The sequence below is a fragment of the Frankia alni ACN14a genome (genome assembly GCF_000058485.1).
In the GTDB taxonomy this organism is placed as follows: domain Bacteria; phylum Actinomycetota; class Actinomycetes; order Frankiales; family Frankiaceae; genus Frankia; species Frankia alni.
Genome location: NC_008278.1, coordinates 5,672,721 through 5,699,364 on the forward strand (window position 1 = coordinate 5,672,721; position 26,644 = coordinate 5,699,364).

22 protein-coding genes are annotated in these 26,644 nt (G+C 73.7%); 1 reads left to right on the plus strand and 21 read right to left on the minus strand.

The window, feature by feature from the left end:
- Positions 1-171: 171 nt before the first annotated feature.
- The 7 genes from pyrF to pyrR form a co-directional block, all read right to left on the minus strand.
- The gene (gene pyrF / locus FRAAL_RS22830; protein ID WP_011606326.1) at positions 172-981 is read right to left on the minus strand and encodes an orotidine-5'-phosphate decarboxylase; all 810 of its coding nucleotides are present in this window, start codon (positions 979-981) and stop codon (positions 172-174) included.
- Positions 978-4,763, minus strand: a complete 3,786-nt coding sequence (gene carB / locus FRAAL_RS22835; RefSeq protein ID WP_011606327.1) for a carbamoyl-phosphate synthase large subunit — start codon at positions 4,761-4,763, stop codon at positions 978-980. The genes pyrF and carB overlap by 4 nt, the downstream gene beginning before the upstream one ends.
- Positions 4,763-6,058, minus strand: a complete 1,296-nt coding sequence (gene carA / locus FRAAL_RS22840; RefSeq protein WP_011606328.1) for a glutamine-hydrolyzing carbamoyl-phosphate synthase small subunit — start codon at positions 6,056-6,058, stop codon at positions 4,763-4,765. The genes carB and carA overlap by 1 nt, the downstream gene beginning before the upstream one ends.
- The gene (locus FRAAL_RS35210) at positions 6,055-7,398 is read right to left on the minus strand and encodes a PH-like domain-containing protein (protein WP_011606329.1); all 1,344 of its coding nucleotides are present in this window, start codon (positions 7,396-7,398) and stop codon (positions 6,055-6,057) included. The genes carA and FRAAL_RS35210 overlap by 4 nt, the downstream gene beginning before the upstream one ends.
- Positions 7,395-8,750, minus strand: coding sequence for a dihydroorotase (locus FRAAL_RS22850; RefSeq protein ID WP_050997221.1), 1,356 nt, complete (start codon positions 8,748-8,750; stop codon positions 7,395-7,397). The genes FRAAL_RS35210 and FRAAL_RS22850 overlap by 4 nt, the downstream gene beginning before the upstream one ends.
- Positions 8,747-9,670 (minus strand): aspartate carbamoyltransferase catalytic subunit, encoded by a 924-nt coding sequence (locus tag FRAAL_RS22855; protein ID WP_041939662.1) that lies wholly within the window; start codon positions 9,668-9,670, stop codon positions 8,747-8,749. Before FRAAL_RS22855 ends, FRAAL_RS22850 begins: the two co-directional genes overlap by 4 nt.
- A 73-nt stretch (positions 9,671-9,743) precedes the next feature.
- On the minus strand, positions 9,744-10,373 hold the full coding sequence (gene pyrR, locus FRAAL_RS22860) for a bifunctional pyr operon transcriptional regulator/uracil phosphoribosyltransferase PyrR (protein ID WP_041939663.1): 630 nt from the start codon (positions 10,371-10,373) through the stop codon (positions 9,744-9,746).
- A 428-nt stretch (positions 10,374-10,801) separates the two neighbouring features.
- Between pyrR and bldD the strand changes: the two genes are divergently transcribed.
- Positions 10,802-11,299 carry a transcriptional regulator BldD gene (bldD, locus tag FRAAL_RS22865; RefSeq protein ID WP_009742788.1) on the plus strand — a complete coding sequence of 166 codons (498 nt, stop codon included), beginning with the start codon at positions 10,802-10,804 and terminating at the stop codon, positions 11,297-11,299.
- Positions 11,300-11,619: 320 nt separating this feature from the next.
- On the opposite strand, the gene nusB is transcribed toward bldD, so the two are convergent.
- The 14 genes from nusB to FRAAL_RS22935 all read right to left on the minus strand — a co-directional run bounded on the left by nusB (position 11,620) and on the right by FRAAL_RS22935 (position 26,623).
- Positions 11,620-12,051 carry a transcription antitermination factor NusB gene (gene nusB, locus FRAAL_RS22870; RefSeq protein WP_083866892.1) on the minus strand — a complete coding sequence of 144 codons (432 nt, stop codon included), beginning with the start codon at positions 12,049-12,051 and terminating at the stop codon, positions 11,620-11,622.
- A complete protein-coding gene (gene efp, locus FRAAL_RS22875; RefSeq protein WP_009742786.1) occupies positions 12,048-12,611 on the minus strand; it encodes an elongation factor P in 564 nt (187 codons plus the stop codon). The genes nusB and efp overlap by 4 nt, the downstream gene beginning before the upstream one ends.
- Before the next feature lie 212 nt (positions 12,612-12,823).
- The gene (gene aroB, locus FRAAL_RS22880; RefSeq protein WP_011606336.1) at positions 12,824-13,939 is read right to left on the minus strand and encodes a 3-dehydroquinate synthase; all 1,116 of its coding nucleotides are present in this window, start codon (positions 13,937-13,939) and stop codon (positions 12,824-12,826) included.
- Positions 13,936-14,514 carry a shikimate kinase gene (locus FRAAL_RS22885; RefSeq protein WP_011606337.1) on the minus strand — a complete coding sequence of 193 codons (579 nt, stop codon included), beginning with the start codon at positions 14,512-14,514 and terminating at the stop codon, positions 13,936-13,938. The genes aroB and FRAAL_RS22885 overlap by 4 nt, the downstream gene beginning before the upstream one ends.
- Positions 14,515-14,624: 110 nt before the next feature.
- On the minus strand, positions 14,625-15,809 hold the full coding sequence (aroC, locus tag FRAAL_RS22890; protein ID WP_011606338.1) for a chorismate synthase: 1,185 nt from the start codon (positions 15,807-15,809) through the stop codon (positions 14,625-14,627).
- Between the two features lie 130 nt (positions 15,810-15,939).
- Positions 15,940-16,599 carry a prepilin peptidase gene (locus FRAAL_RS22895; protein WP_011606339.1) on the minus strand — a complete coding sequence of 220 codons (660 nt, stop codon included), beginning with the start codon at positions 16,597-16,599 and terminating at the stop codon, positions 15,940-15,942.
- Positions 16,600-16,720: 121 nt separating this feature from the next.
- A complete protein-coding gene (locus FRAAL_RS22900; RefSeq protein WP_011606340.1) occupies positions 16,721-17,584 on the minus strand; it encodes a shikimate dehydrogenase in 864 nt (287 codons plus the stop codon).
- A gap of 307 nt (positions 17,585-17,891) precedes the next feature.
- Positions 17,892-19,409: an endolytic transglycosylase MltG gene (gene mltG, locus FRAAL_RS22905; RefSeq protein ID WP_011606341.1), complete on the minus strand. Its 1,518-nt coding sequence runs from the start codon at positions 19,407-19,409 to the stop codon at positions 17,892-17,894.
- Complete coding sequence (gene ruvX, locus FRAAL_RS22910; RefSeq protein ID WP_011606342.1) at positions 19,406-20,023, minus strand: Holliday junction resolvase RuvX; 618 nt, start codon at positions 20,021-20,023, stop codon at positions 19,406-19,408. Before ruvX ends, mltG begins: the two co-directional genes overlap by 4 nt.
- A 16-nt stretch (positions 20,024-20,039) precedes the next feature.
- Positions 20,040-22,685: an alanine--tRNA ligase gene (gene alaS / locus FRAAL_RS22915; RefSeq protein ID WP_041939664.1), complete on the minus strand. Its 2,646-nt coding sequence runs from the start codon at positions 22,683-22,685 to the stop codon at positions 20,040-20,042.
- Positions 22,686-22,777: 92 nt separating this feature from the next.
- The gene (locus FRAAL_RS33810) at positions 22,778-23,164 is read right to left on the minus strand and encodes a hypothetical protein (protein WP_011606344.1); all 387 of its coding nucleotides are present in this window, start codon (positions 23,162-23,164) and stop codon (positions 22,778-22,780) included.
- A complete protein-coding gene (locus tag FRAAL_RS22925; protein ID WP_011606345.1) occupies positions 23,165-23,668 on the minus strand; it encodes a DUF948 domain-containing protein in 504 nt (167 codons plus the stop codon). It lies immediately after the preceding gene.
- A 324-nt stretch (positions 23,669-23,992) separates the two neighbouring features.
- Positions 23,993-25,597, minus strand: coding sequence for a replication-associated recombination protein A (locus FRAAL_RS22930; RefSeq protein ID WP_011606346.1), 1,605 nt, complete (start codon positions 25,595-25,597; stop codon positions 23,993-23,995).
- Positions 25,598-25,669: 72 nt separating this feature from the next.
- The gene (locus tag FRAAL_RS22935) at positions 25,670-26,623 is read right to left on the minus strand and encodes an MHYT domain-containing protein (RefSeq protein ID WP_231861212.1); all 954 of its coding nucleotides are present in this window, start codon (positions 26,621-26,623) and stop codon (positions 25,670-25,672) included.
- Positions 26,624-26,644: the final 21 nt, after the last annotated feature.

The window sequence follows — 26,644 nt, forward strand, 5'->3', positions numbered from 1 at the left end:
GTCCAGCCTTGGCCACAACACTCTGATGCGGACATATTGTCCGCACAAGAGAAGGCTTTGACGGGACGAAAGGGGTGGCCCGCTCGTGCCGCACCCTTTCGGTCTACGACGGCCCCACCGTACCGCTTCGTACCGCACCAGGACGAACACACCCCGCCCTGACCACGGCCGTCAGCGAGCCGCAGGCCCCTGACCTGCGGAAATACTGTCTGCGACCATCTTCGCCGCTCCGCCCAGATCGGTGGCTCGGGTGATGGGACGGCCCACCACGACCAGGTCCGCACCCGCCTCCAGCGCCTCCCGCGGGGTCGCGATCCGCGCCTGGTCGGCCGCCTCGGACCCCTCCGGACGCACTCCGGGCGTGATGAGAGTCACGTTGCTACCGAGCTCCGAACGGACCATTCGGACCTCCCGCGGGCTGCACACAAGGGTGCGCGCCCCCGCCTCGACGGCGAGCACGGCGAGGCGGCGGACGGCGTCCTGCGGCGGTCCGGCGAGCCCGACGGCGGCCAGCGCGGCCGCATCCAGCGAGGTGAGGACGGTCACAACGGCTACCTCGACCGTGGGGGCCGCGGCGATGGCCGCACGTATCATCGCCGCTCCCCCAGCCGCATGCACGGTGACGAATCGAGGCTGCAACGTGGCAACCGACCGCATTCCACCGGCGACCGTCGCCGGAATGTCGTGCAGCTTGAGATCAAGGAACAGCTCGGGCGGCCCGCCGGCCGCCTCCCCGGGCGCCGTGCCGAGCTCGGCGGGCCCGGCGCCGTCGGCAGGCCCGGCGAGCAGGCCGGCCGCGCGCAGGGCCGTCACGATCGCCGGCCCCTCCCGGTAGAACAGCTCCAGCCCGATCTTGAGCACGGCGGTGTGCGGCGCGACCGCCGCGGCCCACCGCAGCGCGGTCGCGCCGTCCGGAGCGTCGAGCGCCACGGCCAGCGGTGCGCGACCGGCGCGCGGGGTGAAGCGGCGCCCGGCGCTCACCGAACGGTCCGCGCGGGGTCGAGGCCGGCGTCGAGGCCGGCCACCGCGCCCGGCCCGGCCGACGCATCCGACCGGGTCGACGCAGGTGGTCCGGTGGACGGGTCCGGGCCGGTGGACGGGTCCGGGCCGGCGCCGCCCGTCACCGGCCCGGCCGGCAGCTCCTCGATGTGCTCGGTCGGCTGATCCTCGAACGGCCCGGGCAGCAGGCCGTCCAGACGCTCGGTCGGCTGATCCTCGAAGTCCTCGTCCTCGAAGTCCTCGTCCTCGCTCTGGTCATCCTCGACGTCCTCGAACGGCTGCTCGTCGAACGGCACGCCCGGATCCGCGCCCGTGAACTCCGCGGACGCGGCTTCCGTGAGCTCCGTGGACGGGACGTCCGTGGACGGGGCGTCCGTGGACGGGGCGTCAGTGGAGGGGACGTCCGTGGACTCCGGGGAGGGGGCGGCCGTGAACGGGGCGGGATCGGCGCCCAGCGCGTCCGAGGTGTCCGAGGTGTCCGAAGCAGCCGCGCCGCCCCACGCCTCGCGCAGGGCCGCGTGGTATTCCTGCAGGGGCCGGACGCCCAGCTCTCCGCGGACCAGGGCCTCGACGCCCTGCACGCAGGCGGCGGCGCCCTGGATGGTGGTGATGCACGGCACTCCGGCGCTGACGCAGGCCGTGCGGATCTCGTAGCCGTCGAGCCGCGGGCCGACGCCCCACGGGGTGTTGATGACCAGATCGATCTGGCCCGAGGTGATCATCTCGACGCAGTCGAGCAGGCCCTCGGTCGGCGCCCGGTGCTTGCCGAGCACGACCGCCTTGACCCCGTTGCGCCGCAGTACCTGGGCGGTCCCCTCGGTGGCGTAGACGACGAAGCCGAGGTCCGCGAGCCGCTTGATCGGGAAGATCATCGCCCGCTTGTCCCGGTTGGCGACCGAGACGAACACCCGCCCGTAGGTGGGCAGCCCGTTGTAGGCGGCGGCCTGCGACTTGGCGTAGGCGGTGCCGAAGCCGTCGTCGATGCCCATCACCTCGCCGGTGGACTTCATCTCGGGGCCGAGGATGGTGTCCACCCCGCGCCCGACGGCGTCGCGGAAGCGGCCGAAGGGCAGCACCGCCTCCTTGACCGCGATGTGCGAGTCCAGCGGCAGAGTGGCGCCGTCGCCGGTGCGCGGCAGCAGGCCCTCGGCGCGCAGCTCGTCGACGGTGGCGCCGAGCATCACCCGGGCGGCGGCCTTGGCCAGCGGCACCGCGGTCGCCTTGGAGACGAACGGGACGGTGCGCGAGGCCCGCGGGTTGGCCTCCAGCACGTAGAGGACGTCGGACTGCAGGGCGTACTGGACGTTGAGCAGCCCTCGCACGCCGACGCCGCGGGCGATCGCCTCGGTGGACGTGCGGATGCGCTCCAGGTCGGCGTGGCCGAGCGTGATCGGCGGCAGGGCGCAGGCCGAGTCGCCGGAGTGCACGCCGGCCTCCTCGATGTGCTCCATCACGCCGGCGAGGTAGAGCGTCTCGCCGTCGAACAGGGCGTCGACGTCGATCTCGACGGCGTCGTCGAGGAACCGGTCGACGAGGACGGGGTGCTCGGGGGAGATCGCCGTGGCCCGCTCGATGTAGTCGCGCAGCATGGAGTCGTCGTAGACGATCTCCATCCCGCGCCCGCCGAGCACATAGGAGGGACGGACGAGCACCGGGTAGCCGATCCGCTCGGCGACGGCTCGGGCCTCCGGGAAGGAGGTTGCCACCCCGTGCGGCGGCGAGGGCAGGCCGGCGTCGGCCAGCACCCGGCCGAACAGGCCGCGGTCCTCGGCCAGGTGGATCGCCGCGGGCGCGGTCCCGACGATCGGCACGCCCGCCTCCGCCAGCGCCGCGGCGATGCCCAGCGGGGTCTGGCCGCCGAGCTGGACGATCACCCCGGCCAGCGGGCCGGCCTGCTGCTCGGCGTGGACGACCTCAAGGACGTCCTCGACCGTCAGCGGCTCGACGTAGAGCCGGTCGGCGGTGTCGTAGTCGGTGGACACCGTCTCCGGGTTGCAGTTGACCATGACGGTCTCGAACCCGGCGTCGGACAACGCCATCACGGCGTGACAACAGGCGTAGTCGAACTCGATGCCCTGGCCGATGCGGTTGGGGCCGCTGCCGAGCACGATCACCCGCGGGCGCCCACTCGGCGCCACCTCGGTCTCGCTGTCGTAGGCCGAGTAGTGGTAAGGGGTCTCGGAGGCGAACTCGGCCGCGCAGGTGTCCACGGTCTTGAACACCGGCCGGATGCCGGACCGGTGGCGGAAGGCCCGGACCACGTCCTCGGACGTGCCGAGCAGCTCGGCGAGCTGGGCGTCGGCGAAGCCGGCCCGCTTGGCCCGGCGGATGCCCGCCGGCGTGCGGGTCACACCGGCGGCGATCTCGTTCAGGAAGACGATCTGGTCGACGAACCAGGGGTCGATGCCGGTCACCCGGGTGACGTCCGCCGGGTCGGCGCCGGCGAGCAGTGCCTGCTGGACGGCCCGCAGCCGCCCGTCGTGCGGGACCCGGGTCGACTCCAGCAGGGTGGCCGCGTCGTCGGCCGGCGGGATGAACGAGAACACCGAGCCCGCCGACTCCATCGACCGCAGCGCCTTCTGCAGCGCCTCGGCGAAGCTTCGGCCCACGCCCATCGCCTCGCCGACCGACTTCATCGTCGTCGTCAGCGTCGGGTCGGCGCCGGGGAACTTCTCGAACGCGAACCGCGGCACCTTCACCACGACGTAGTCCAGCGTCGGCTCGAAGGCGGCCGGCGTGGTGCGGGTGATGTCGTTGGGGATCTCGTCGAGGGTGTAGCCGAGGGCGAGCTTCGCGGAGATCTTGGCGATCGGGAAGCCGGTGGCCTTCGACGCCAGCGCCGACGAGCGCGACACCCGCGGGTTCATCTCGATGACGACCTGCCGACCCGTCGCCGGGTCGACGGCAAACTGGATGTTGCAGCCGCCCGCGTCGACCCCGACGGCGCGCATGACCGCGATCGACATGTCGCGCATCGTCTGGTACTCGCGGTCGGTCAGGGTCATCGCCGGGGCGACGGTGATCGAGTCGCCGGTGTGCACGCCCATCGGGTCGACGTTCTCGATGGAGCAGACGACGACCACGTTGTCGGCGCGGTCGCGCATGAGCTCCAGCTCGAACTCCTTCCAGCCGAGGATGGACTCCTCGACCAGGACCTCGGTCGACGGGCTCGCCGACAGGCCGTCGGCGGCCATCCGGGTGAGTTCGGCCGGGTCGTGGGCGAAGCCGCTGCCGGCGCCGCCGAGGGTGAAGCTCGGCCGCACGACCACGGGGTAGGCGAACTCCTCGCCCGCGGCCAGGCACTCCTCGACGGTGTGGCAGATCGCGCTGCGCGCCGTCTCACCGCCGACGGCGGCGACGATGTCCTTGAACGCCTGGCGGTCCTCACCGGCGCGGATCGCATCGATGTTCGCGCCGATCAGCCGGACGCCGTAGCGGTCCAGGACGCCCGCGTCGTGCAGGGCGACGGCGGTGTTCAGCGCCGTCTGGCCGCCCATGGTCGCGAGGACGGCGTCGGGCCGCTCCCGTTCGATGATCTTGGTGACGATGTCCGGGGTGATCGGCTCGACGTAGGTCGCGTCGGCCAGCTCCGGGTCCGTCATGATCGTGGCCGGGTTGCTGTTGACCAGGATGACCCGCAGGCCCTCCGCCCGCAGCACCCGGCACGCCTGGGTGCCGGAGTAGTCGAACTCGCAGGCCTGGCCGATGACGATCGGCCCGGAGCCGATCACCAGGACGCTGCGCAGATCCTCGCGCCGGGGCATCAGGACTCCCCTCCGGCGACCGTGGCGCGCGCCTCACGGGCGGCGGCCATCAGGTCGCGGAACCGCTCGAACAAACCGGCCGCGTCGTGGGGTCCCGGCGCGGCCTCCGGATGAAACTGCACGCTGAAGGCCGGCACGTCCAGGCACTCCAATCCCTCGACGACCTCGTCGTTGAGGCCGATATGGCTGGCCACGACCCGGCCGAACGGCGTGTCCGTCACGCCGGTCAGCGGGGCGTTCACGGCGAAGCCGTGGTTCTGGCTGGTGACCGCGATGCGGCCGGTGGCCACGTCGCCGACGGGCTGGTTCACCCCGCGGTGGCCGTAGGTCAGCTTGTACGTCTCGAAGCCCAGGGCGCGGGCGAGCAGCTGGTGACCGAAGCAGATCCCGAACACCGGCACGTCGGCGCGCAGCACGGTGCGCAGGGCCTCGACGGCGTAGTCGGCGGTCGACGGGTCGCCGGGGCCGTTGGACAGGAAGACCCCGTCGGGTTCGAGGGCGAGCAGTTCCTCGCCGGTGGTCCGGGCGGGTAGCACGTGCACCTCGCACCCCAGCGCCGCCATGGCGGCGGGGGTGGCCCGCTTGATGCCGAGATCCACCGCGGCGACCTTGAACCGCGCCGGGCCGTTCGCGGCCGGGACCACATAGGGCTCGGAGGTGGAGACGACCGGCGCCAGATCGGCGCCGACCATCTGCGGCGAGCTGCGGACCCGGTCGAGCAGCGCCGCCAGCGCAGCGCTCTGCCCGCCCCCGTCGGCGTCGGCGGCCGAATGCTCGGGAGCTGGGTCGTCGGCGAGCGTGCTGCTGATCCCGCAGCGCATCGCTCCGCGTTCGCGCAGGTGACGGGTCAGCGCCCGGGTGTCGATGCCGCTGATGCCGACCACCCCGGCGGCGGCCAGCTCGTCGTCGAGGCTGCCACGCGAGCGCCAGCTCGACGGGCGCCGCGCCGGGTCGCGCACGACGAAGCCGGCGACCTGGATGCGGTCGGACTCGTAGTCGGCGTCGTTGACGCCGGTGTTGCCGATGTGCGGCGCGGTCATGATGACGATCTGGCCGTGGAACGACGGGTCGCTCAGCGTCTCCTGGTATCCGGTCATTCCGGTGCAGAAGACGGCCTCGCCGAAGGTCTCGCCGAGCGCGCCGTACGCCTCGCCGACGAAGCTGCGACCGTCCTCCAGCATCAGCACGGCGCGGGTCGGGTTCGCCCGGTCGGCCGGCCGGTGTGCCGGCGCCGCCGCGGGAGCCGCGGGCTGGTCGCCGGCCGCGGAGCCGGGGGTCGTGGTGAGGGTGCTCACCGATCCTCCTTCAGCCTGCGCACCTCACCCAGTGGTGAGGTCAACGGGTCGACCGGTGACCGGCCGGGGTCGGACTGCTCGGGGCGGCCCTGGTCGCCGTAGCGCGGGTCCGCCGGATGGGGGTCAGAAGGGCGAGGGTCGGGCTGACGGGAGGCTGGCCGGCGGGGGTCTGCGCGGCGCGGGTCCGGACCACGCGGGTCCGGACCACGGGGGTCCGGACCGCGCGGGTCCGAGTGGCGGGGGTCCGGGGGCCGGGTGTCGGCGGGGCCGGGCACCCGGCGCGGGTCCCCGCGGTCGAGATCGGCCGGGCGCGGACCGCCGCGGCGGGGATCCGGCAGGTCGGCGTCCTGGTAGCGGGGGTCCGGACGGCGGGAATCCAGGGCCCGGGGGCCCGAGGCCCGGGGGTCGGGGGCTCGGGAGTCCGAGGCTCGGGAGTCAGGGTCGCGGCGCCGATGCGGGTAGTCGGGCCCGTCGGCGGCGACCGGCCGCTCCCCGCGGGCCGCACCGCGCTCGCCGCGGCGCAGCCGGGGACCGGTGCGGATCGCCGGCATCTCCTCGGTGGGCTGGCCCGAGCCCGGGCGGGGCGGCAGGCCACCGCCCGGTCCCGTGGCCGCGGCCCGCGGGCGCAGCCGGGGTCGCATCCGCGGCACCGCGTGCGGCGAGGTGACGTCGCCGGAGGCCAGGTGGGCCGGCGGCGGGCCGATGAGGTCGTGCACGGCGCGGACCACCTTGGGCTGACGCGCCCGGTCCTCCCCGCGGAAGCCGGTCTCCAGTTCGTGCCCCTCGTACGACCAGGCGATCACGATCAGGCGGCCCGGCGCGGAGACCTTGCCGGCGTGGGCCCGCTCCAGCCGGGCACCGCGCACGGCGTCCCGAGGGATCCAGAACGTGTCGCTGCCGCGGTCGACCCGCACGCCGGTCTCGTACACGCTGACGTACCCGCCGGTGCGTCCGCCCAGGCCGTGGGCGGCGATCCGCTCCAGCCAGTGGCCGGCGTCGACGGTGCCGAGGTACATCCCGCGCAGCGGGGCGGCGAGGACCGTGCCGGGCTCGGCCGGCGGGTCGGGCAGCTCGGGCAGGTCCTCCTCCTGCCGGTCGGCCTTGGCGCGCCAGGCCCGCAGCATCGCCCCCACCACCGCGACGAACAGCAGCAGCAGGCCCACCACGAGCAGCAGGTGCAGGCCCAGGCGGTCCGGCCCCCGGCCGGCGGCGAGGACGACCGGGCCGGTGGCGGCGGGCGCGTCGGCGAACGGCGAGGTGGGAAACGGCGAGGTGGGAAACGGCGAGGCTGCGAACGGCGAGACGGCAAGGGGCGAGACGGCCGCCAGCGAGACAGTCATACGACCTTCCCGTCGAGCACGGTGGGTCGGCCTCGCAGGAACGTGGCGCGGATCGCTCCCGGCAGAGACCGCCCCGCATAGGGGGTGTTGCGGCTGCGGCTGGCGAGCGTGTCCGCCTCGACGACCCGCCACGGTGACGGGTCGAGCAGCGTCACGGTCGCGGGCGCACCCACCGCTATGGAACTCCACCGCTGCGCCGCCGGTTGCGGCAGGCCGCCGATGCGGGCCGGGGCCAGAGCCATCCGGTCGGCGACGCCGGCCCAGTCGAGGTGCCCGGGGATGACCATCGTCTCCATCACCACCGACAGCGCGGTCTCCAGGCCCAGCATGCCGGGCCGGGCCGCGGCCCATTCGGTCTCCTTGTCCTCCAGTGCGTGCGGGGCGTGGTCGGTCGCCACGCAGTCGATCGTCCCGTCGGCGAGCCCGGCGCGCAGCGCGGCGACGTCCTCGGCGGTCCGCAGCGGCGGGTTGACCTTGAAGACCGGGTCGTACGAGCTGACCAGATCGTCGGTGAGCAGCAGGTGGTGCGGGGTGACCTCGGCGGTGACCTGCCAGCCCTTCGCCTTCGCCCAGCGGATGAGCTCCACCGAACCCGCGGTGGAGACGTGGCAGACGTGCAGCCGGGAACCGACGTGCCCGGCCAGCAGCGCGTCCCGGGCGATGATCGCCTCCTCGGCGACCGCGGGCCAGCCGGGCAGCCCCAGCCGGGCGGCCACGACCCCCTCGTTCATCTGGGCGCCGGCGGTCAGCCGCGGCTCCTCGGCGTGCTGGGCGATCACTCCGTCGAACGCCCTGACGTACTCCAGCGCCCGGCGCATGAGCAGGGCGTCGGACACGCAGTGCCCGTCGTCGGAGAACACCCGCACCTCGGCCGCGGACGTCGCCATCGCGCCGAGTTCGGCCAGCCGCTCCCCCGCGAGCCCCACCGTGACCGCGCCGACCGGCCGCACGTCGCAGTGCCCGGCGTCGAGCCCGAGCCGCCAGACCTGTTCGACGACGCCCGCGGTGTCGGCGACCGGGTTGGTGTTCGCCATGGCGAACACGGTGGTGTAGCCGCCGAGCGCCGCGGCCCGGGTGCCCGACTCGACCGTCTCGGCGTCCTCTCGGCCCGGCTCGCGCAGGTGGGTGTGCAGGTCGACCAGGCCCGGCAGCATGATCAGGCCGTCGGTGTCCAGGATGGCCGTCCCGGCGGGCAGGCCCTCGGAGTCCGGGCCGGTCGAGCCCGGGGGGCGCCAGGCCGCCACGACCCCGTCGGCGAGCAGCACGTCGACGGGATCCCCGCCGAGCGGGCGAACCCGGCGCAGCACCCAGGCCCGTCCCGAGCCGTCCGCTCCCGAGCCATCCGCCGTCATGAGACCTCCCCGGAACCGCCCAGCAGCAGATACAACACGGCCATCCGCACGCTCACCCCGTTCGCAACCTGCTCCACCACCGTCGACCGGTCGGAGTCGGCGACCCGGGAGGCGATCTCCATCCCGCGCACCATCGGCCCCGGATGCATGACCAGGGCGTGCTCGGGCAGGGTCGCGGCCCGGTCGACGTCCAGCCCGTAGCGGCGGCTGTACTCCCGCTCGGTGGGGAAGAACGCCGCCGACATCCGCTCCCGCTGTACCCGCAGCATCATCACCACATCGGTCTTGGGCAGCACCGCGTCGAGGTCGTACGACACCTCGACCGGCCACGAGGAGACACCGATGGGCAACAGCGTCGGCGGAGCCACCACCGTCACACTGGCTCCCAGGGTGGCCAGCAGCCAGACGTTGGACCGCGCCACCCGGGAATGCAGCACGTCACCGACGATGGTGACGGCGAGCCCGTCGACCCGACCGAGCCGCTGGCGCATGGTGAACGCGTCGAGCAGCGCCTGGGTCGGATGCTCGTGGGTGCCGTCGCCGGCGTTCACGACGCTGCCGCGCACCCAGGTCGCCAGCCGGTGCGGCGCGCCGCTGGCCGAATGCCGGCAGACCACCGCGTCGGCGCCCATCGCCTCGAGGGTCTGCGCGGTGTCCTTCAGGCTCTCGCCCTTCGACACGCTTGACCCGCGAGCCGAAAAATTGATCACATCGGCCGACAGTCTCTTGGCGGCTACTTCGAAGGACGTGCGGGTACGGGTGGAATCCTCGAAGAAAAGGTTGACCACGGTGCGGCCCCGCAGGGTCGGCAGCTTGCGGACCGACGCCTCGGCGACCCGCGCCATCCGCTCCGCGGTGTCCAGCACCAGCAGCGCGTCGTCCCGGCTGAGGTCCTCCGTCGACAGCAGGTGGCCCTTCATACCCGACCTCCGTTCGCCGCCGACGCCGACCACTCCGCCTGCGCGCGCCCGCGCTCGGCGAGCAGGCGCCGGGTCACGGCCGGTCTCCCGGGTCCGCCGTGCCCGCCGCGGCGCCGGCCGGGCTGGCTTCGGGCGAGACGATGAGCACGCCGTCGGCGCCGTCGATCTCCCGCAGCCGGACGGCCACCGACTCGCGGCGCGAGGTCGGCATGTTCTTCCCGACGTAGTCCGCGCGGATCGGCAGCTCGCGGTGGCCCCGGTCGACGAGGACGGCGAGCTGGACCGTGCGTGGGCGGCCGTAGGCGGCCAGCGCGTCGAGCGCGGCGCGCACCGTGCGCCCCGAGTAGAGGACGTCGTCGACGAGGATGACCACCCGGCCGTCGACCCCGCCGTCGGGAATTTCGGTCACCTCCAGTGGCCGAACTCCGCGCAGTCGCAGATCGTCGCGGTACATCGTGGGGTCGAGCGAGCCGACGGGGAGATCCACTCCCTCCACAGCCTGTACTCGCTGTGCCAGTCGATGCGCGAGGGGTACCCCGCGGGTGGGCACCCCGAGCAGCACGACACCGGCACCACCGGAGGTCTTTTCGAGGATCTGATGCGCCATCCGGCTGACGATCCGGGTGATGTCGTCGGCGGACAGTACTGTCCGGGCAATGCCGGGACGGCGCGATGCGGGGTCGCTCGCGGCGGCAGAGGCCACGCGGCATCCCTCCTTCCCCGCCTCACGGGACGGTCCTTAAAGGAGCGGTCTCAGCGACGTTACCAGGGCACTCCGGACGAGTGAGGGTCTCGCGGCACCGGTCCGCCGACCCCCGTCCGGCCGCCTGACTCCGTCCGCGCCCCCCGGTTCGCAGGCTCGTGCGGATTGTTGCCGCGCCAACTATCATCGCCACGCCGTGACTGCACGTCACCGGGTTCACTTCCGCCTGCGCCGGTACGGCGATCGGCGGAAGTTCCCGCCGGGCAGGCGTAGGGCGCAACCGGAGGGCTACAGAAAGTGGTACAAAGAAAGAAGCGACACGACCCCCCGGGTGTCGAGCCTCAACCCGGGGGGCACTACTATCGGTAACCGCCGGCGGCACGAGCCCCGGTTCCAACTGATCGACCACGACAGGAGTGGGCACTCCGATGTCCGACTATGCGAAGGCGCTCGGTGCTCGGCTGCGCGCGATACGCACCCAGCAGGGGCTCTCGCTTCATGGCGTCGAAGAGAAGTCGCACGGTCGGTGGAAAGCCGTCGTCGTCGGTTCCTACGAACGTGGGGACCGCGCCGTCACCGTACAGCGTCTCTCGGAGCTCGCGGAGTTCTACGGCGTTCCGGTCGGGGAGCTTCTTCCCGAGGGTTCCACCGTCGCCCCGCTGGAGCAGTCTCCGCGGATCGTCCTCGACCTCGAGCGCCTTTCCCAGGTGCCCAAGGAGCAGGGCGGACCGCTCGCGCGGTACGCGGCGACCATTCAGAGCCAGCGCGGCGACTACAACGGCCGGGTTCTCTCCATTCGCTACGAGGACCTGCGTTCCCTCGCGGTGATCTATGACACCTCCCCCAGCAAGCTCACCGAACAGCTCGTCTCGTGGGGCGTGCTGTCCCCGGAGCAGGGCGCGGACGCCACCGCTTCCGACGTCTGACAACCCTGCCGGTGCTCCACCGGCAGCGCACCAACCAACGGTTCCAGCATCACCAACGTTCCAGCATCACCAGCGGTTCCAGCATCACCAGCGGTTCCAGCACCACCAGTGGTTCCAGCACCATCTAGCGACGCAGCATCACCAGCAGTCTCGTTCGTGGCACAGCAGCTTCATCTCGATGTGATCGCGGGTCGGCATTCGGGGTCTCCGGCCGGCCGAACGCGAGTGGCACACCGGCAGCCGGGGGTACCCCGGTACGTCGCTGGGGCGACGTACCGGGCACGCCGATCGCGCGGCACCGGCCACGGCCGACAGGCCGGTCAGGACTCCCGGACCGACCCGGTGTCCGGTTCGGCCGTCACCGGCACCGCCCCGGCGTCGACCAGGCCGTTGACGAAGGACGGCGACCGGTCGGTGGACAGGTTCTTCGCCAGTTCCACCGCCTCGTCGATGACGACTCGGGGCGGAACGTCGGGCCGCCACAACAGCTCCAGCACGGCGATCCGCAGGATGTTGCGGTCGACCGGGGGCATGCGCTCCAGCGTCCAGCCCTCGGCGTGCCGGCCGATCCGCTCGTTGATCTCCCGCCAGTGCTCGACGACGCCCCTGACCAGCCCCTCGGCGTACTCCGAGACGGGCGGGTCGGCCTGGGCGCGCCGGGCGGTGAGGATCTCCGGGACGGCGGCACCGCGCACGTCCGCCTCGAACAGGATGTCCAGCGCGCGCTTGCGGGCCTTGGACCTGGCGCTCAGCTCGTCACCCGGCCCAGATAGCGGCCGTCGCGGGTGTCGACCTTGACCTTCTCGCCGGTCGTGATGAACAGCGGCACGTTGATCGTCGCGCCCGTCTCCAGGGTCGCGGGCTTCGTGCCGCCGGTCGAACGGTCGCCCTGCACGCCCGGGTCGGTCTGGGCGATCGTCAGCTCGACGCTGGCGGGCAGCTCCACGTAGAGCGGGGCGCCGTCGTGCAGCGCGACGGTGGCGACGGTGTTCTCCAGCATGTAGTCGGCGGTCGTGCCGACGACGTCGGGCGGGATCGGGATCTGGTCGTAGGACTCGCTGTCCATGAAGACGAACTCGGCGCCGTCCCGGTAGAGGTAGGTCATCTCGCGCCGGTCCACGGTCGCGACCTCGACCTTGACGCCGGCGTTGAAGGTGCGGTCGACGACCTTCCCGGTGAGCACGTTCTTCAGGGTCGTGCGGACGAACGCCCCGCCCTTACCCGGCTTGACGTGCTGGAAGCCGACGACGTTCCACAACACCCCGTCGATGTCGAGCGTCATGCCGTTCTTCAGGTCGTTGCTGGTCGCCACTGCGCGCGTTCTCCCGTTCGGTTGCCATGCGTCGGCACGGCGGATCGTCGTCGTGCTGAAGCCTAGAGTCATCGGGTCGCACGCAGCGCGGCGACCCTGCCGGCCGCGACCGCCCGCCCGGGACCACTGCCGGTCCCTGCGCGGCGGCGATCAGCCAGGCCGCGGACAAGTCTACCGAGCCCGGCGCCCGCACCCCCGGGGCAGCGGTGTGATCAGGGTGCTTCGGGCAGCGCCAGGCCGCCGGGGGCGACCGCCGTGAACGCGGCGATCAGCAGGCCGGTGTCCGGACTGTCGAGGATGACGGTCTCGCCCTGGGCGGCCAGGCCGATGAAACGCAGCCGCCGGCCGCGGGACTTCTTGTCCACCCGCATGGCGTCGAGCAGCGCCGGCCACCGGTCGCCGCGGTAGCTCACCGGCAGGCCGATGCGGGTCAGCAGCTCGCGATGCCGGTCGGCGGTGGCGTCGTCGAGGCCGGCGACGAGCCGGGACAGTTCCGCCGCGAACACCATGCCCACCGAGATCGCCGCGCCGTGCCGCCAGGTGAAGTGCTCGACCTTCTCGATCGCGTGGCCGAGGGTGTGGCCGTAGTTGAGGATCTCCCGGCGGCCGGCCTCCCGGGGATCACCGGAGACGACCTCGGCCTTGACCCGGATGGAGCGTTCGACCAGTTCGGGCAGGTGGGCGGCGCCCGTGGGGTCGTCGTCGAGCAGGTCGAGGATGGCGGCGTCGGCGATGAACCCGGTCTTGACCACCTCGGCGAGCCCGGCGCGCACCTCGACGGCCGGCAGCGTGGCCAGCGCGGCGAGGTCGCACAGCACGGTCAGCGGCTGGTGGAACGCCCCGACCAGGTTCTTGCCCGCGTCGATGTCGACGCCGGTCTTGCCGCCGACGGCCGCGTCGACCATGCCGAGCACGGTGGTCGGCACCTGGACGACGTCCACTCCGCGCAGCCAGCTCGCGGCGACGAACCCCGCCAGGTCGGTCACGGTGCCGCCACCGAGACCGATGATCACGTCGTCGCGGGTGAAGCCGATCCGGCCGAGGACGTCCCAGCAGAAGCCGGCGATGCGCAGCTGCTTGGCCTCCTCGCCGTCGGGCACCTCGACCGCGTGCGCCTCGACGCCGGCGTTCGCCCGCAGGTCCGCGACGACGGCGTCCGCCGTGGTTCGCAGCGCCGCCGGATGGATCACCGCGGCGCGGGTCCGCCCGGCGACCGTCTCGGCGAGATCGCCGAGCAACCCCTCACCGAGCACGACGTCGTAGGCCCGCTCCCCGCCGGGACGGACCGGGATCCGCACGACGTCGGACACCTTCGCCTGCACACTCACCGTGGAATCCTCACTGACGCCCCCGGAACCGGCGGCGCGGGCAGTTCCGCCAGGGCGGCGGCGACCAGATCGGCGACCTCGTCCGGCTGCCGGCCGGCGGTGTCGATGACGACCGCCGCCACCTCGGCGTACAGCGGCTGGCGGGCCTTGAGCAGGGCGGTGAGCCGCGCGCGCGGCCCCTCGACGAGCAGCGGCCGGTCGCGCGCGAGGCCGACCCGGCGTACCGCGTCGGACACGCCGACCTCCAGGTAGACGACCCGGTGACCGGCGAGCAGCGCCCTGGTGGCGGCGTCGAGGACCGCCCCGCCGCCCAGGGCGACGATCCCGCGGTGCTCGGCGAGCGCGGCGGCCACCGCCCGCGCCTCCGCGGCCCGGAAGTATTCCTCGCCGAACTCGATGAAGATGTCGGCGACGCTGCGGCCGAGCTCGGCCTCGACGTCCGCGTCGGTGTCGCGGAACCCGACGCCCCACCGCTGCGCGAGCCGCGTCCCCACTGTCGTCTTGCCCGCGCCGGGCGCCCCGACCAGGACCGCACGCGGCCCGGCCGGCGCCGCCGGCGCCTCCTCCCCAACCATGATCCTGTTACCCCGTCTGCAGTTCTGCCCGGCGACCGGCGGATGACCCGATCAGCGGATGCCCCGAACCCGAACCGGTGGAGGGCCCCCACCGGTGGACCACCGGCGCGTCAATGGATGACCAGGGACTTCAGGTAGCCCTCGCAGTTGCGCCGGGTCTCCTCCACCGAGTCGCCGCCGAACTTCTCCAGGGCGGCGTCGGCAAGCACGAGCGCGACCATCGCCTCGGTGACGACGCCCGCGGCGGGCACCGCGCACACGTCCGACCGCTGGTTGATCGCGACCGCGGCCTCGCCGGTGGTCACGTCCACGGTGGACAGGGGGCGGGTGAGCGAGGAGATCGGCTTCATCGCCACCCGGACCCGCAGGGGCTCACCGGTGGTCATGCCGCCCTCGACACCGCCGGCCCGGTCGGTGGCGCGCCGCACGCGCCGGCCCACGCCGCCGACCGGCTCGATCTCGTCGTGCGCCACCGAGCCGCGGCGGCGCGCGGTGGTGAACCCGTCGCCGAACTCGACGCCCTTGATCGCCTGAATGCCCATGAGCTCGCCCGCGAGGCGCGCGTCGAGGCGGCGGTCGCCGTGCACGTAGCTGCCGAGCCCCGGCGGGCAGCCGTAGGCCAGCACCTCGACGATGCCACCGAGGGTGTCGGAGTCGGCCTGGGCGGCGTCGATCTCGGCGACCATCCGCTCGCTGGTGGCCTGGTCGGCGCAGCGGACGGGGTTGGCGTCGATCGCCGCGAGCGAGGTGGGCGCGGGCAGGCCCGGCGGGACCTCGGCCGCGCCGATCGCGACGACGTGGGAGAGGAGCTCGATGCCGTACGCCTGGCGGAGCAGCGCCTTGGCCGCGGTGCCGAGCGCGACGCGCGCCGCCGTCTCGCGGGCGCTGGCGCGCTCCAGCACCGGACGGGCGTCGTCGAAGCCGTACTTCTGCATGCCGGCGAGGTCGGCGTGGCCGGGCCGCGGCCGGGTCAGGGGAGCGTTGCGCCCCAGGCCCGCGAGTGCGGCCGGATCGACCGGGTCGGGCGACATGACCCGCTCCCACTTCGGCCACTCGCTGTTGCGGACGACGACGCTGATCGGACCGCCGAGCGAGACACCGTGGCGCAGGCCGCCGAGCAGCTCGACGACGTCCCGCTCGAAGCTCATCCGCGCCCCACGGCCGTGCCCGAGACGCCGACGGGCAAGCTCCGCGGCGATGTCGTCACTGGTCACCCGGATACCCGCGGGCAGCCCCTCGACCGTGGCCACCAGGGCGGGACCGTGCGACTCCCCGGCAGTCAACCAACGCACCATGCCCCCTAGTGTTTCACGACTGCCGATGGTGCACGTCGCGCCGGGAACTCCGTCACCTTCGCCCCCGCCGGGACCCATCTGTCGGGCCGGCCGCGGCCGGCCCGGTCAGCCCCCGCCGACCAGCCGCCGGTCAGCCGCCGCCGACCAGGACCGCCAGCAGGGTTCCGGCCAGCAGGAACGGCCCGTAGGCGAGGCGATCGTGCCAGCGGGCCCGGCCGGCGGCGAGCAGCACGAGCGCCGCCACCCCGCCGAGGACCACCCCGGCGAACATCCCGAACACCACGCTCGGCCAGCCCAGCCAGCCCAGGGCCCCGCCGAGCAGACCCGCGAGCTTGACGTCGCCCCGGCCGAGGCCGGCGCGCGGCAGCCGGTACAGCGTCAGGAAGGCCAGCCAGCAGGCGGCGCCGGCAAGCACCGCCCGCAGCAGGCGATCCGGTGCGTCGTCAACCAGCGCGGCGGCTCCGAGCAGCACGGCCAGCAACGGGTAGGACGGCAGTACCAGAGCGTCCGGCAGGCGGTGCACCCGCACGTCGATCGCGGACAGCCAGACCCCGAGCATGCCGAGATACAGATAGGCCGGTAACCAGCCAGGATGGTTGTGCAGGACGGTGGTCACCGCGGCCACCACCACCGCCGTGCCGATCCCCAGGGCCGCCTTCCCCGGAGCGGCGCGACGCGGTTCGGCACCGTCCGGCGGGGGCACCCCCGCCACGACCCGGTGCCCGACCGGTATCGCCACCGCGAACGCCACCAGCGCCATCAGCACGCTGAGCCCGATCTCGCCCACCACTAGGACCGATGATCATGGTGTTCCGCGGAACCGTGCCGTACGTCCGCCCCCGGTCCTGACTCCAGCCCTGACTCCAGCCCTGACGTCGGCCCTGACGTCGGCCCTGAGTCCAGCACGGACCTCACCCGCCCGCAGAGCCGGCGCCGTCGATGCCGGCGACGACACTGGCGTTGAGGCGTTCGTCGAGGGCGGCCTGGCCGGCGGTCAACAGCACCCCGGCGGGAACGCGGCGGCCGGTGAAGTGCTCGACCTGCCCGACGGCCTGGGCGGCGAGGATCTCCAGGCCGCTGGCGACGCGGGCACCGGCCCGGTACGCGGCGGCGGCCAGCGCGGTCGGCCACGGGTGGTAGAGCAGCTCCACAAGCTGGCTCGACGCCGGCCAGCGGCGGGTCGCCAGGGGGTCGGTCGCGCCGGCGGGGGTGGTGGCGATGACGAGGTCCGGGCCCGCGGGCAGGCCGCCGGCGAGCAGCTCCCACGGCAGCGCCGTCACCTCGACGCCGAGGCGGGCGCCGATCCGGGCCACCTCCGCGACCGCCTCGGGACGCCGGGCCACCACGGCGACGTGCGGACAGCCGGCGGCGGCGACGGCCGCGACGGCCGCGCGGGCGGTGCCCCCGGCGCCGAGGATCAGCGGCTGGCCGGGCACCGCGCCCCGCATGACCCGGCGCAGGGCGACGCCGATGCCGACGACGTCGGTGTTGTAGCCGTGCAGGCGCCCGGCCTCGCCGACGACGACGGTGTTGACCGCGCCGATCGCCGCCGCCGTCGGGTCGACCTCGTCAAGCAGGTCCACGACGACGGTCTTGAGCGGCATCGTCAGGGACAGGCCGACCCAGTCCGGGTCCGACCGGACCCGCTCCATCATCGCCGGCAGCTCGGAGGCGTCGCAGTGGATGGCCGTGTAGGTGACGGCAAGCCCGAGCTCCGCGTAGGCGGCCGCGTGCAGCACCGGGGAGAGCGAATGGTCCACCGGGGCGCCGAGCACTGCGGCGCGGACCGGATGCGCGGGCGTCGCCGCGGCGGCGAGGCGCTGCGGCCGCTGCGCCGCCGCCCACGCGCCCACGCCGGCGTTCCCCCCACCGCCGCCACCACCGCTGCCGCTGCCGCTGCCGCTGCCGCTGCCACCACTGCTACCGCTGCCCAGGTCGCCCGCCGCGCCTACGCCGCCCAGCTGGATCTCCCGCACCACGTGGCCTCCCGCCTGGTTCAGAGGCGTCCGGGCACGGCCGAACGCGCCGGATCGCCCGCCGCCGCCGGTGTTGTCACCCGTCGGTCGCCCGGCTGGGGCTGCGCTACTCCCTGCCACCCTCGGCGCGGTACTGCGCCCGCGCCTCGGCCCACTCCGCGTCGGTCGTCGCGAAGCGGGTCACCCTGCTCTGCGGCATGGACACGAAATACAACCATGACCCGGCGGCCGGTTCCAGGGCCGATTTCAACGCCCAGATCCCGGGGTTGGAGATCGCGCCCGGGGGCAGGCCGGCCACCGAGCGGGTGTTGTACGGATTGGCCTTGTTGAGCTGGTCCTTCGTCAGCGGGCCCTCGTACTCGTCCTCGGCGTAGCGGGTGGTGGAGTCCATGTCGAGGCGACGGAAACGCCCGGTGGTGTCGTGGAGCCGGTTGTAGATCACCCGGGCGACCTTGGGCCCCTCGCTCGCGTTCGCGACCTCCTTCTCGACGATCGAGGCGATGGTCACGATGTCGGCCGGCCTGACACCCATCGCGGTGGCCCTGGCCTCCAGGTCGATCGACGCCGCCTCCTTCTTGAAGCGGGCGACGAAGGAGGTCAGCAGCTGGCTCGGGGTGGACCCGGGCACCAGGTCGTAGGTGGACGGGAAGAGGTAGCCCTCCAGGGTCGGCGCGTAGGACGGCAGACCGAGTTGGGCGGGATTGCGGGCGATCGCCTCCAGATCGCTCAACGGCAGGCCGAGCCGCTGGTGCAGGCCGTCGAGCACCTGGTGGACGGTCATGCCCTCCTTGATGACGAACTTGAACGGCGCGGAGGACGCCGGATCGAGCAACGCGGCGAGCGCGGCCTCGGCGCTCATCCGGCTACGCAGCCGGTAGGTGCCCGGCTGGATGCCCAGCGACTTGGGGTTGGCGGAGGCCGCCTTGACGAACGCCGAGACCGACGCGGTCACGTCCGCGTCGTGCAGCTCCACGGCGATCTGGCGGGCGGTGGCGCCGTCGGGGACCTGCACCACCGCGATGCCGTCGCCCGAGCCGTCGTAGTCGGCGCTGGTGGAGCTGCCGCCGGAGACCCTGCCGATGACCTTGCCGATGCCGAAGATGGCGACGCCCAGCAGTGCGGCGACGACGAGGAGGACGGCGATCAGCTTCGGCAGCGCCCGGCCGCGGCGCTCGTCGGCGCCGTCGTCGTCCCAGCCGCCGCCCCAGTCCTCGGCGTCGTCCGGCGGATAGCCGCCGGCGGCGGAGTGCCGATCACGCCGGCGGCCGCCGCGGTCACGGCGGGAGCCGGCCCCGGCGTCGCGCGGGTGCCCGTCGTCGCCGTAGTCGTCGGCGTAGCCCTCGTCGTCGTGACCCGCGCCGGTGTGGCCCGAACCGGAGTAGCTCGCGCCGACCTGGCCTTCGTCGGCGTAGTCCCCGTCGGCGTAGTCCCCGTCGGCGTAGCCCTCGCCGGCATAGTCCTCGTCGACATACCCGTCCTCGGCGTACCCCTCGTCGGCGTAGCCGTCCTCGGGATACCCGTCGGGACGCCTGCCGGCGGCTCGGCGGTCGGCGTGCCCGGCGGAGCGGCGGCCACGGCGATAGGGATCCTCGTCGAGCATCTCGTCGAGGTTGCCGCCCGTCACCTCTCATCCTGAGAGGCGGCATCCGCAGAGGCGGCATCCGCAGAGGCGGCCTCCGTGGAAGGGGCCCCCGTGGAGGAGGCCCCCGTGGACCCGGCCACGCCGGGCGCGCCGCCCCGGGGGCGGCTGTCCAGGTCGTGCTGCAGGATCTGCACGGCTGCCTCCTGATCCACGAGACTGCGGCGGGCGCGGGAACGAACGCCACGCTCGGCCATTCTGCGATGAGCCGCAACCGTGGTGAGCCGCTCGTCCACGAACCGCACGGGGACGGGGGCGATCCGCTCGGCGAGTACCTCGACGTACTGCCGGACAAGCTGGACCGCCCGCCCCTCCTGCCCCGACATCTGCCGGGGCAGGCCCACCACGACCTCTACAGCCTGCCTGTCTCGCACGATCTGGACAAGCTGCTCGATGTCCGCATTATGGCGCTTATCCCGGGCCAGGGTCGTGACGGGCACCGCGAGGACACCGCCGGGATCGCTGGCGGCCACCCCGACCCGCACGGAGCCGACGTCGACACCGATACGCACCCCGCGCCGCAGGTCCGGGCCACTGCCCGAACCATCCCCCGGCCCGTTGCCCGGCCCACCGCCCGGCCCGTTGCCCGGGCCGCTCATCGGTTCCGCCGGACGGTCACCGGGACGCGAGCTCGGCCACCAGCCCCCGCAGCTTCGCGAAGACGGCCGGGATCATCTCGGAGTTCCCGCCGCCGCCCTGGGCGATGTCGGGCTTGCCGCCGCCCTTGCCGCCCAGGCTCGCCCAGGAGTTGCGGACCAGCTCGCCGGCGCGCAGCCCCGCCGACCGCGCACCGGAGTCGGTGACCACGACGATCGACGAGCCGTCCGCCTTGACCACCGCGACCACCGCCGGCCGCCCGGCCAGCCGCCCGCGCACGTCCATCGCCAGCAGGCGCACGTCGTCGGGCGAGGTGCCGGCCGGCACCTCGGCGGTGACGACGGCGACGCCGCCCACGTCCTCGGCGCCCTCGGCCAGCGCCCCGGCGCCGGCGAGCACCGCGGCGGCCCGCAGCCGGTCCAGCTCCCGCTCGGCGTCGCGCAGCCGGCCCACGATGTCGGTGACGCGGTCGGCCAGCTCGTCGGGGCGGGCCTTGAGCGCCGTGGACAGCTGGGAGACGAGCAGGTGCTCGCGGGCCAGGTAGCGGAACGCGTCGATGCCGACCAGCCCCTCCACCCGGCGGGTCCCGGCGGAGATCGACGACTCCGAGAGCAGCTTGACCGCGCCGAGCTGGGCGGAGCTGGCGACGTGGGTGCCGCCGCACAGCTCGCGGGCGTAGTCGCCCACGTCGACGACGCGCACGGCGTCGCCGTACTTCTCCCCGAACAGCGCCATCGCGCCGAGTCGGCGGGCCTCCTCCTGGGTCGTGACGAACGCGCGGACCGGCAGGTCGCGCAGCGCCACCTCGTTGATCTCGTCCTCGACGTCGGTGAGGACCGACGGCGGAACCGCGCCGAGGGCGTGGAAGTCGAAGCGCAGCCGGCCCGGGGAGTTCAGCGAGCCGGCCTGGGTCGCCCCCTCTCCCAGCGCCCGGCGGAACGCGGCGTGCACGAGGTGGGTGGCGGTGTGCGAGCGGGACACCGCCCGGCGGCGGTTCTCGTCGACCTCGGCCTGCACCCGGTCACCGAGGCGCAGCTCACCCGAGCGCACCTTCACCCGGTGCAGGACCAGCTCCGGCACCGGCCGCTGGACGTCGAGGACCTCGACCTCGCCGCCGTCGAAGCGCAGCAGCCCGAAGTCCGGCTCCTGGCCGCCGCTCTCGGCGTAGAAGGGGGTGGCGTCGAGGACCACCCCGACCTCGTCACCCTCGCCGACCACCGTCAGGCCCGCACCGTCGGCGATGCCGACGAGACCGACGACGCCGGACTCGCGCGAGAGCTCCTCGTAGCCGGTGAAGGTCGTCGCGCCGGAGCGGGCCAGGATCGGCCGGAACGCGGACAGGTCGACGTTGCCGATGCGGCGCGCGGCCCGGTCGGCCTTCGCGGTCTGGCGCTGGCGCTCCATCAGCCGGCGGAACCCGGCCTCGTCGACGGACAGCCCCGCCTCGGCGGCCATCTCCAGCGTCAGGTCGATCGGGAAGCCGTAGGTGTCGTGGAGCTTGAACGCCTCGTCGCCACCCAGGGTCGCCGCGCCCGTGGAGCGGACCTGCCGCACCGCCGCGTCGAAGATCGTCGTGCCGGTGCGCAGCGTCTCGGCGAACGACGCCTCCTCCGCGACGGCGACGCCGGTGATGGTCTCGGCGTTGTCGACGAGTTCCGGGTAGATCGGGCCCATCGCGGTGCCGATGGCACCGAACAGCTCGCTCATGACCGGCTCGCGCGCGCCGAGCAGCCGGGCGTCGCGCACCGCCCGGCGCAGCAGGCGGCGCAGCACGTAGCCGCGGCCCTCGTTGGAGGGGACGACACCGTCGGCGATGAGCATCGCCGCGGTGCGGGAGTGGTCGGCGACGACGCGCAGCCGCACGTCGTCGGCCGGGTCGGCGCCGTAGCGGCGGCCGGTGAGCTGGCCGGCGAGGTCGAGCACCGGGCGGGAGATGTCGATCTCGTAGAGGTTGTCGACGCCCTGCAGGATCGTCGCCATCCGTTCCAGGCCCATGCCCGTGTCGATGTTGCGGGCGGGCAGCTCACGCAGGATCGGGTAGTCGTACCCGGCGCCCTCACCCCGCTCGTACTGCATGAACACGAGGTTCCAGACCTCGAGGTAGCGCTCCTCGTCGGCGATCGGGCCGCCCTCGCGCCCGTACGCCGCGCCCCGGTCGAAGTAGATCTCGCTGCACGGCCCGCACGGACCGGGCACGCCCATCGACCAGAAGTTGTCCTCCTTGCCGCGCCGCTGGATGCGCTCGGCGGGCAGCAGCTCCCGCCAGATCCCCTCGGCCTCGTCGTCGTCGAGGTAGACCGTGGCCCACAGGTCGTCCGGCTTGAAGCCGAACCCGTCGACGAGCAGCTCGAAGGCGAACGGGATCGCCTCGGCCTTGAAGTAGTCGCCGAACGAGAAGTTGCCGCACATCTGGAAGAACGACGCGTGCCGGGCGGTGCGGCCGACGTTCTCGATGTCGACGGTGCGCACGACCTTCTGCACGCTGGTGGCCCGCGGCCACGGCGTCGCCAGGTCTCCGAGGAAGTAGGGCTTGAACGGCACCATCCCGGCGTTGACCAGCAGCAGCGTGGGGTCCTGAGCGACCAGGGAGGCGCTCGGGACGATCGTGTGCCCGCGCCGGGCGAAATGGTTGAGAAAGCGGCTGCGGATCTCGGCCGTGTCCATCGGGTTCACATCGTCCAGACTGGTGGGAGGAGGGGCGTCATCCAGGGGTGGGCGGCGCTGCTGCTGCCGCCGCCCGTGCGGCCGCCGTGCCGTCAGGGCCGGCGGGCACCCGGGACCAGCCGCATGGTGCGCTCGGCGTCGTCGAGGTCGGCCGGATAGCCGGCCGCGCCCGGCCCGCTGCCGGCCGGCCCGGCGCCACCGGCACCGGCGGCCGGCCCGGCGGGGCCGGCGGGGCCGGCGGGCTGCCCGGCGGGGCCGGAGAGATCGTCGTCCGCGTCGCGATCGAGGCCGAGAGCAACACGGATCTCCTCCTCCCGCTGCGCCGCCGCCTCACGCACGTCCGCGAGGAACTCCTGCACCGACTGTACGAGAGATCCGGCCAGGCTCGTCGGAGTGAGCGCCGCGGCGGCCTTCGCCGCCTGGCGCACCACCACGACGCCGGCCGCGGCGCCGAACGCCAGATAGAAGATCCTGGACATCTAGCGACCCCCCCGGCGTCCGTCGGCCGCCCCGGCGACCGGGGTCAGGCCCGCGTCCTCGGTGACCGTGCGCCGCGCCGCCTTGTCCGCCTTCATCTGCGACTTCACCCGCGACTCGACCTCGGACCGGGTGCGCTTGGCCGCAGCCTGGCGCACGCCGTAGCTGAACGCGGCCACCCGCACCATCGGACCGCCGAGCGTCGCCGCGAACAGCGACGTCAGCGAGGAGACGTTCGTCGTGATCGACTGCACGTTCGCCGTGATCGCGTCGACCCGGTCCAGCTCCTTGTTCACATGGGCAAGTGCCACGTTGACCTCGTCGACCGTCGCACCGGCCTGCCGAACCCGGGCGGTGCCCTCGTCGATGGCGACACCGGTCTGACGCACGCGCGCCGCCGCCTCGTCGAAGATCTTGCCGAGTTTGAGCAGGACGAAACAGCCGAAGAGGGCGAGCACCGCGAACGCGCCCGACGCGATCAGGCCCGCGACCGCTCCACCGGACATATGTGCTCCTGCCTCCATCGTCGATTGGGCCGGTCCCACCCCACCCGATCCGGCACGCCGTGCCACGCCGCGGTCCGCCACCAGGGCCCTCGGTCACGAGGGCTCGCGGCCTGCGTGGGACGCGGCCGTCGGTGGCCGCGAAACCCGCGGTCCGCAACCGCGGTGACCGTGGACGCCGTGGACGCCACCCCGGTGACGCCCACGTGTGACCTTACCGAGGCAGCCGCGGGGGCCTCGGGTAACCCCCGTCGCCCGGCCTGGGGCGCGGGCCCGTGGCCAGGGTGTCTCTCAGGCGGCACAACGGTGGTTGCGACAGGCGGCCGCTCAGTCGGCCGGCCCCGGTGGCGCCGCGTCCGACGCAGGTTCCGCGGGGGTGCCCCGCACGGTGGATCGCAGGTCGCGCAGGCGTTCGGTGGCCCGGCGCTCGAAACCGTTGCCGCCGGGCTGGTAGTAGTCCGCGCCCGTCAGCCCGTCGGGCGGGTACTGCTGGCGGACGACGCCACCGGGGGCGTCGTGCGGGTAGCGGTACCCGGCTCCGCTGCCGGCCCGGGCGGCGCCCCGGTAGTGGGCGTCGCGCAGATGCGCCGGCACCGGCCCGGCCCGGCCGGCCCGCACGTCGGCGGTGGCGGCGTCGATCGCCCGGATCACCGCGTTGGACTTCGGCGCCAGGGCCAGGTGGATGACCGCCTGGGCGAGCGCGAGCCGCGCCTCGGGCAGGCCGACCAGATCGAGCGCCTGCCCGGCGGCGACCGCGACGCCGAGCGCCCCCGGATCGGCCATCCCGACGTCCTCGCTGGCCAGGATGATCATACGGCGGGCGATGAACCGCGGGTCCTCGCCCGCCTCCAGCATCCGGGCCAGGTAGTGCAGCGCGGCATCGGCGTCGCCGCCGCGCATCGACTTGATGAAGGCACTGATCACGTCGTAGTGCTGGTCACCGGACCGGTCGTAGCGCACGGCGGCCCGGTTGACGGCCTGTTCGAGCACGGCCACCTCCAGCAGCGCCGCCGGCCGACCAGTGCCGGCGCCGTCGGCCGCCCCGACCCCCTCGACCAGATCGACCAGATCGACCGGATCGACCGGATCGACCGGATCGACCGACTTCGCCGCCTCCACCGCGGCGAGGTCGGCGAGGAGGGCCTCCGCGCCCGCCTCGAGGACGGTCAGCGCGCGGCGGGCGTCCCCGCCGGCGAGGCGGACAACGTGCTCACGGGCCTCGTCGGTCAGCGCCACCCGGTCGGCATACCCGCGGGGATCGTGCAGGGCCCGGTCGAGCACGCCACGGATGTCGTCGTCGGTGAGCGGTTCGAGGGTGAGCAGGAGCGACCGGGACAGCAGCGGACTGACCACCGAGAAGAACGGGTTCTCGGTGGTGGCCGCGACCAGGGTGACCCAGCCGAGCTCCACCGAGGGGAGCAGGGCGTCCTGCTGGGTGCGGGTGAAGCGGTGGACCTCGTCGATGAACAGCACGGTGCGCGTGCCGGAGGCCGAGCTGGCGGCGCGGGCCTCGTCGATCACGGCGCGGACGTCCTTCACCCCTGCCGTCACGGCGGACAGCTCCCGGAACCGCCGGCCGGTGGCCCGGGAGACGATGTGGGCCAGGGTGGTCTTCCCCGTACCGGGTGGCCCCCAGAGGATCACCGAGGTCGTCCCGCCGCCCTCGACGAGCCGGCGCAGCGGGCTGCCCGCGCCGAGCAGGTGGCGCTGGCCGACGACCTCGTCCAGGGTTTGCGGCCGCAGCCGCGCCGCGAGCGGGATCGGGCCGGCCCCAGCACTGCCAGAAGCGGCGTCCCTGCCGCCGGTACCCCCGACGTCCGAGCCTTCCGCAGCGCCGGCGGCGCGGCCGACCACGCCGCCGGCGCTGCGCCCGGCACCCGGCGGTGGTGTGGCGTCCCCGCCGAACAGGTCCGCGGTGTCGAACAGGCTCACCGGTTCACCGTACGACCGTGACCGACCCCGTCACGCGGCCGGATCGGGCGCGGCGGCCGCGGATCGGCACCGTCAGCCGGAGCGGGTCGTCGACTCCCCCGTGGACGGCCGGCTCCAGACGGGGACCGGCGGGGCAGGCCGGTACTGGTCGCCGCGGGGGTTCACGAAGGCCGCCGGCAGGGGCGACTGACCGGCAGCTCCGCCCCCGCCCCCGCCTCCGCCTCCGCCTCCGTCCACGATGCGGCCCGCGGGCCCCCCAGCGGCACCGTCCACCGTCGCCCTGCCCGCGCCGCCCGGGCGGCGGTGGCGGCTGCCGCCATCGCGGACCATCGAGAACGAACCGGACTCGGTGACGCCACCCAGGGCCGTAAAGATCACCACCGCAAGCACCGAGAAGGCGATCACGCAGACGATCGGGGCGAGGGAGATCGGGTCGGTGCCCACCGCCTCGGAGTCCCCCGGCCCGGCCTGGACCTGGGTGGCGGCCATGGCGGTGTAGTGCATGCCGCAGACCGCCGCCGCCATGACCAGGGAGGCCGCCACCACGTGCCGGCCGGTGCGCACCCGGAAGGCGATCCACAGGGCCGCCAGGGCCGCGGCCACGGCGATGAGGATGGACAGCACGACGATGCCCGGCCGGTAGGTCACGGTCCCGCCGACGTGCATCGCGGCCATGCCGGTGTAGTGCATCGCGGCGATTCCCAGGCCGGAGATCACCCCGCTGAGCGCGAGCCATCCGGTACTCCGTGGACGGCGCGCCACGAGGGTGAGCCCCAGCGCCGAGACCACGACGGCGAGAACCAGCGACACCGCGGTGAGCGGCAGGTCGTAACGCAGGTCGAGCCCGTCGACGCGATAGCCGATCATCCCGATGAAATGCATGGACCAGATCGCGCCGCCGCCGAGGGAGAGCGCGGCGGCGAGAGTCCAGCGAACCCTGGCCGCACCCTGGGACAACGGGATCCGGATCGCGCTCACCAGCGCGGCGAATGATCCCACCGCAGCAAGCCCGACGGATACCACCACGAACAGAAGGTCCTGACTCGC

What these genes read in the sequence shown, in the direction of transcription:
- bldD (WP_009742788.1), top strand. Translation starts at nt 10,802, where the DNA reads ATGTCCGACTATGCGAAGGCGCTCGGTGCTCGGCTGCGCGCGATACGC.
- carB (WP_011606327.1), bottom strand. Translation starts at nt 4,763, where the DNA reads ATGCCCCGGCGCGAGGATCTGCGCAGCGTCCTGGTGATCGGCTCCGGG.
- FRAAL_RS33810 (WP_011606344.1), bottom strand. Translation starts at nt 23,164, where the DNA reads ATGTCCAGGATCTTCTATCTGGCGTTCGGCGCCGCGGCCGGCGTCGTG.
- FRAAL_RS35210 (WP_011606329.1), bottom strand. Translation starts at nt 7,398, where the DNA reads ATGACTGTCTCGCTGGCGGCCGTCTCGCCCCTTGCCGTCTCGCCGTTC.
- FRAAL_RS22885 (WP_011606337.1), bottom strand. Translation starts at nt 14,514, where the DNA reads ATGGTTGGGGAGGAGGCGCCGGCGGCGCCGGCCGGGCCGCGTGCGGTC.
- FRAAL_RS22925 (WP_011606345.1), bottom strand. Translation starts at nt 23,668, where the DNA reads ATGTCCGGTGGAGCGGTCGCGGGCCTGATCGCGTCGGGCGCGTTCGCG.
- FRAAL_RS22855 (WP_041939662.1), bottom strand. Translation starts at nt 9,670, where the DNA reads ATGAAGGGCCACCTGCTGTCGACGGAGGACCTCAGCCGGGACGACGCG.
- ruvX (WP_011606342.1), bottom strand. Translation starts at nt 20,023, where the DNA reads ATGAGCGGCCCGGGCAACGGGCCGGGCGGTGGGCCGGGCAACGGGCCG.
- alaS (WP_041939664.1), bottom strand. Translation starts at nt 22,685, where the DNA reads ATGGACACGGCCGAGATCCGCAGCCGCTTTCTCAACCATTTCGCCCGG.
- FRAAL_RS22850 (WP_050997221.1), bottom strand. Translation starts at nt 8,750, where the DNA reads ATGACGGCGGATGGCTCGGGAGCGGACGGCTCGGGACGGGCCTGGGTG.
- aroC (WP_011606338.1), bottom strand. Translation starts at nt 15,809, where the DNA reads ATGGTGCGTTGGTTGACTGCCGGGGAGTCGCACGGTCCCGCCCTGGTG.